The sequence below is a fragment of the Planktothrix sp. FACHB-1355 genome (assembly GCF_014748295.1).
GTDB lineage: Bacteria > Cyanobacteriota > Cyanobacteriia > Cyanobacteriales > Aerosakkonemataceae > Aerosakkonema > Aerosakkonema funiforme_A.
In genome coordinates this window covers 1-5,394 of record NZ_JACJUP010000386.1, presented here as the reverse complement: position 1 = coordinate 5,394, position 5,394 = coordinate 1, and the positions used below count along the sequence as shown (strand labels likewise).

Genomic DNA, 5,394 nt, shown 5'->3' with positions numbered 1-5,394 from the left:
GAGAGGGTGGGATTTGAACCCACGGTGACATCACTGCCACACTCGATTTCAAGTCGAGCGCATTCGACCACTCTGCCACCTCTCCAGGTGCATTTCTTATTCTACCTGTAGTTATCGCAACTGACTATAGGCAGATTGCACCATTGACTCACAACGCCGATAAAAAATTTCTTCGGAGACAACAGTATAGTCTTTGCCAACCCAAACTAGGGAAGCTTGCGAGACAACACCGTCTTGCAGGGATACCAGGGAGAAGTTACGCAGCCGATCGCTCCCATTATCCACAATCCGAGGTACGCTGGCTGAATTCAAATACACTGTCCCATCCGGACTGACAACAACTGGGGTACGCAGCACTTCGCGGGTGTGACGCAGATGATGGTGCATATGCCCAAATGTTACCAGAGGAATTGTTTTGCCGAGTTGCTTGGTTTTGGCGATCGCTTTGGCAAAGTCCGGATCTCCGAAATCTCCTCCCACAGTTTCCCAATCTTTACCGCAGGGATCTTCCGGACGCCCGCCTAACCCAAAAGGGCCATTGTGACCGAGAAAGATAATTGTATCATAAGCGGCGTTGCTTGCCGCTTGCACAATCCGGCTGGTAGACTCGTGAAAACCGGTCACATTATACCGCTCTTTGTAGAAATCGGCATTTTTCCAAGTATCTCCACCCCAACTAAACGGACGACTCCCCACCACAGTTAAATTCAACTCTGGAAAGTCCAATTTGCCGTAACCTACATGAGTTTCACCCAGCAGATCGAGCTGATCCTGCACCCAGTCTTCCTCCCGGCGATTGTAAGGACAGCGCCTGCGTCCCCACTCGGAGGCGGTGTACCAGGCATCGTGGTTGCCCAAAATGGCTGCTTTGGGAAGGTCGAGAGATGCGATCGCCTCTACGACATCCACCGATTCGTTGCCAAAATCCCCGACAAACAGCACTAAATCTACAGCCAAGCGATGTAAAGCTTCTCCATCCTCCGTTTCCCATTGGTTGTGAACATCTCCGACCACTGCTATTTTGATGGATTGATTTTGATTGCCCTGAGTCCCCATGCCTGCTTTTTCCTACAATCTTTTTCCAGGATAGGCAAGCATCGCCTATTTTTGCAGCAAACTCCAGACATAGCGGATATTTCCGTAATTTTTACCGATACTATCACCATTAATTTTTAGTAAAATCAACTATAATTATGGAAAGAATCCCGGCCATGTTTTCCCTACTCCCAAACTAAGAATTGCTGTGCTTATTACTACACGACCCCCGATAACCACTGCCCCAAAAACACCCGACGATTTGTTTGAGGCTATTCAAGCCTTGAAAAAAAAGCTAAACGCCGTTATTCTCGCTCACTATTACCAAGACCCGGATATACAAGATGTAGCGGATTATATCGGTGATTCCCTGGAGCTATCTCGCCTAGCGGCCAGCACCAATGCCGATGCGATCGTCTTTGCAGGCGTTCACTTTATGGCAGAAACCGCCAAAATTCTCAACCCCGATAAATTGGTACTTTTACCAGATTTAACCGCCGGTTGCTCTTTGGCAGATAGCTGTCCCCCCGATGACTTTGCTGCCTTCAAAGCCGCACACCCAGGACATCTCGTAATTTCTTATATCAACTGCTCTGCCGCGATTAAGGCAATGAGCGATATTATCTGCACAAGTTCCAACGCCGTCAAGATAGTAAATCAAATTCCCAAAGACCAACCGATTATTTTTGGGCCCGATCGCAATCTCGGTCGCTACGTGATGCAGCAAACTGGACGAGATATGGTATTATGGCAAGGAGCTTGTATTGTACATGAAAACTTCTCAGAAAAGAAGATAGTTCAGTTGAAAATTGCCCACCCGGAAGCGGAAGTAATCGCACACCCGGAATGCGAACCGCCGGTATTGCGCCACGCTAACTACATCGGTTCTACTTCTGCTTTGTTGAAGTATTCTCAAGCTAGTTCCAGTCAAGCTTTTATTGTCGCTACGGAACCGGGAATTATTCACCAAATGCAGAAAATGGAACCGAAAAAACGTTTCATTCCCGCGCCACCAACAAATAATTGTGCCTGTAACGAATGTCCGTTCATGCGGTTAAATACTTTGGAAAAGCTGTATTTGGCGATGGAAAATCGCACCCCAGAAATTAGTTTGCCTGAAGAAACCCGATTGGCAGCTTTGCGACCGATTCAGCGGATGTTAGAAATGAGTTAATGAAGAATTTCAGATTGCAAATTTTAGATGGCAAATTTAAAATAATTTGATTAAATTTAAAATCTGCCATCTGAAATCTGCAATGAAAGAATGCCTCATCCTTTTCACGCGCTATCCAGAACCGGGAAAAGCCAAAACGCGACTTATTCCGGTTCTTGGTGCAGAAGGTGCAGCTAACCTGCATCGCCAAATGACGGAAAATGCGATCGCGCAAGCAAAACAACTACAATCTTTCCATTCCCTCTCTCTAGAAGTGCATTTTACAGGTGGGAATTTCCCATTAATGCAAGAATGGTTAGGAAATGAGATGACATATCGCCAACAAGCAGAAGGCAATATCGGTTTCCGCATGGCGTCCGCATTTCAAACCGCATTTAGTAATAATATAGATAATGTTATTATCATCGGGTCTGATTGTCCGGCGCTTAATTATGAAATTCTCGCACAAGCATTTCAAGCACTTCAGCAGCACGATTTAGTACTTGGCCCAGCTACCGATGGCGGTTATTATTTAATTGGATTGCGTCATTTTATTCCCCAACTATTCACAGACATTAGCTGGAGTACATCTGAGGTTTTTCGACAAACTGTAGAAATTGCTGGTAAACTTAATTTGGCAGCTGCGTATTTGACTGAGCTTTCTGATGTCGATCGACCGGAAGACCTCTCAATTTTAGATTTTAGATTTTTGATTAGTTATTTGTCAATTTGATGCAAACGCACAAAATTTCAATTATTATTCCTGTATTAAATGAAGCACAAAATATTACTAAATCTGTGTTATTAGCTCAAAACGCTACAAATGTGGAAGTGATTGTTGTTGATGGTGGCAGTCAAGATGAAACTGTTGCTATCGCTAAATCATTGGGTGTGAAAGTTTTATCTTCTCCTCCCGGACGCGCTTTTCAAATGAACGCAGGCGCAGCAGTTGCTAGCGGAAATATCTTGCTCTTTTTACACGCCGATACCATTTTACCTGAAGGTTTCGACAGCATCATTCGTCAAACTTTAGAACCAAAAAAACAAATCCAAAATCCCATTGCTGGTGCGTTTGAATTAAAAATTGATGCTCAAATACGAGGAATTCGGTTAGTCGAAAAGATGGTAAATTGGCGATCGCACATTTTTTCCCTACCCTATGGCGACCAAGCTATCTTTATCAAAGCCGATGTATTTCGCGATATTGGCGGTTTTCCAGAACTGCCAATCATGGAAGATTTTGTTTTTATCCGCAATGTAAATAAAGTCGGAAAAATTGCGATCGCACCAGTTCCAGTCATCACATCAGGTCGTCGCTGGCAGAAACTGGGAGTGTTGAAAACTACCTCGATCAACCAAATCATCATTATCGCTTATTTTCTCGGCATTTCCCCACAAAAACTCGCTCGTTTTTATCGTCGAAAATAAGGTGGGCAATGCCCACCCTACAAATACTACGAAATGGTTGATATTGGCACTCCCAACCAGCCAGCAAAGTTTTCTTTTTGCGCTGAGGAAGGGTTACCAAGCGCAACAACCTTGTAAGAATTCGGTTTTGGCGCTGCTAGGGTCACTGGCAAAGTCCGCAATTCGTCTTGATGGAAAACAGTTACTTGAATGGTATCGCCTGATTGATAATCCTTGAGACGATCGCTCAATTTATCCGCCGTCACCCGTATCCCGTTTATTGCCAGCAACTCATCGCCAGCATCTACACCCGCGATTTGTGCTGGCGAACCGATTTCCACAAAATTGATAGCTTCTTTACCATTTTGTGACTTAGCTGTCAAGCCTATAAATGGTGCTTGTTCCTCTTCCGAGTCAGGTAGCAATTGCAAACCAAAAAGTTCAAGATAATCGTCAAACGGCAGTTCATCCGTACCATCAACGTAGCGGGCAAAAAAGTCGCTCAAATTCGTTCCAGCGACAGACTCGATCGCTTCCTGCAACTGTTCTGGACTAAAGCCGATTTCTTCTTTACCGAACTGTTCCCACATTTGCCGCATCACATCATCGAGCGATCGTTGATTTTGATGTCGCGATCGAATCAGCAAATCCAGCAACAGCGACACCAATTCTCCCTTCAGATAATAAGAAATCTGAGAATTATCGCTATTGGCATCCCGTCGGTACAGCTTAATCCAGGCATCAAAACTCGACTCGCTGGCCGGCTGCACCTTTCGCCCAGGTATAGTTTGCAACCGCGTAATTTCCTTACTCAAATTATGCAAAAACGACTTAGCATCGTAAATGCCTGCCCGCAGGGGAATCAGCAAATCGTAGTAACTTGTCGTCCCTTCGCTAAACCACAAGGAAGGGGTATAATTTTCACCATCGTAATCAAACTTTTCCAGTGCTTTCGGGCGAATCCGCTTCACATTCCACAGGTGGAAAAACTCATGCGCCACCAACTGCATAAAGCGATCGTACTTATCCTTAACCCGAAAACCGAAGCGAGCGTAATTTAACGTGCAGGAATTCTTATGTTCCAAACCACCTGCATTTTGAGAAGCCAGATGTAGCAGAAACACATAGCGATCGTAGGGAAGTCCCCCAAACATTTGGGCTTCTATCTCAATGATTTTCTGGATATCCGGAATTATCCGATTTGGCTGGGCATTTCCCTCTCCCCAAATTGCTAACTCGTGGGGCTTACCCAACACCTCAAACTCATATAACTGGTGATTACCTATTTCAAACGGACTATCCACCAAAGTATCAAAATCATCCGCCTCGAAAGTATTTACTTCATCTGCAACTGGCGGCAAAGGTGTTGCTATGCGCCATTCTTTAAAAGGTGGCAGAATTTGGATGCGGATTTTTTCCCGTTCCCATCCAGGAATGTAAAAACATAACGCCGCCGGGTTAAAATAACCGTGACTGCCATCTAAATGATTAGTCCGTACTGACAGGTCATTGGCAAACACCCGATAAAAAACTTCTATCTGAGAAGCACCATTTGTATCTATTTGCCAATGATTTTTGCCGAGCTTACGCCAAGATAAAATACTCTCCTCTGTATAAGCAGAAAAATCTTGTAAATGCTTGGCATACTCGCGCACCAAGTAAGAACCAGGAGTCCAAACCGGTAGTTTCAAATCCAAAACCGATCCGGCCAAACCTGCCACAGCCAACGTCACCTCAAACAGGTGAGAACTTGGCTGAGGCATGGCGATCGTATATTTAATTGTCGGTGCGCTGCGTTT

Annotated in this window: 5 protein-coding genes; 3 read left to right on the top strand and 2 right to left on the bottom strand. The window is 44.8% G+C overall.

The window, feature by feature from the left end:
• Window positions 1-111 precede the first annotated feature (111 nt).
• Window positions 112-1,056 carry a TIGR04168 family protein gene (locus tag H6S82_RS16490; protein ID WP_190469127.1) on the bottom strand — a complete coding sequence of 315 codons (945 nt, stop codon included), beginning with the start codon at window positions 1,054-1,056 and terminating at the stop codon, window positions 112-114.
• Between the two features lie 187 nt (window positions 1,057-1,243).
• On the opposite strand from H6S82_RS16490, the gene nadA reads away from it, so the two are divergent.
• The 3 genes from nadA to H6S82_RS16475 all read left to right on the top strand — a co-directional run bounded on the left by nadA (window position 1,244) and on the right by H6S82_RS16475 (window position 3,616).
• Window positions 1,244-2,209, top strand: coding sequence for a quinolinate synthase NadA (gene nadA / locus H6S82_RS16485; RefSeq protein ID WP_190469130.1), 966 nt, complete (start codon window positions 1,244-1,246; stop codon window positions 2,207-2,209).
• Between the two features lie 82 nt (window positions 2,210-2,291).
• Complete coding sequence (locus tag H6S82_RS16480; protein WP_190469132.1) at window positions 2,292-2,921, top strand: TIGR04282 family arsenosugar biosynthesis glycosyltransferase; 630 nt, start codon at window positions 2,292-2,294, stop codon at window positions 2,919-2,921.
• The gene (locus H6S82_RS16475; RefSeq protein WP_190469136.1) at window positions 2,921-3,616 is read left to right on the top strand and encodes a TIGR04283 family arsenosugar biosynthesis glycosyltransferase; all 696 of its coding nucleotides are present in this window, start codon (window positions 2,921-2,923) and stop codon (window positions 3,614-3,616) included. Before H6S82_RS16480 ends, H6S82_RS16475 begins: the two co-directional genes overlap by 1 nt.
• A 26-nt stretch (window positions 3,617-3,642) precedes the next feature.
• Here H6S82_RS16475 and H6S82_RS16470 read toward each other — a convergent pair.
• Window positions 3,643-5,394 (bottom strand): M61 family metallopeptidase (locus H6S82_RS16470; protein WP_199317898.1); only part of this gene is annotated, 1,752 nt, incomplete at its 5' end.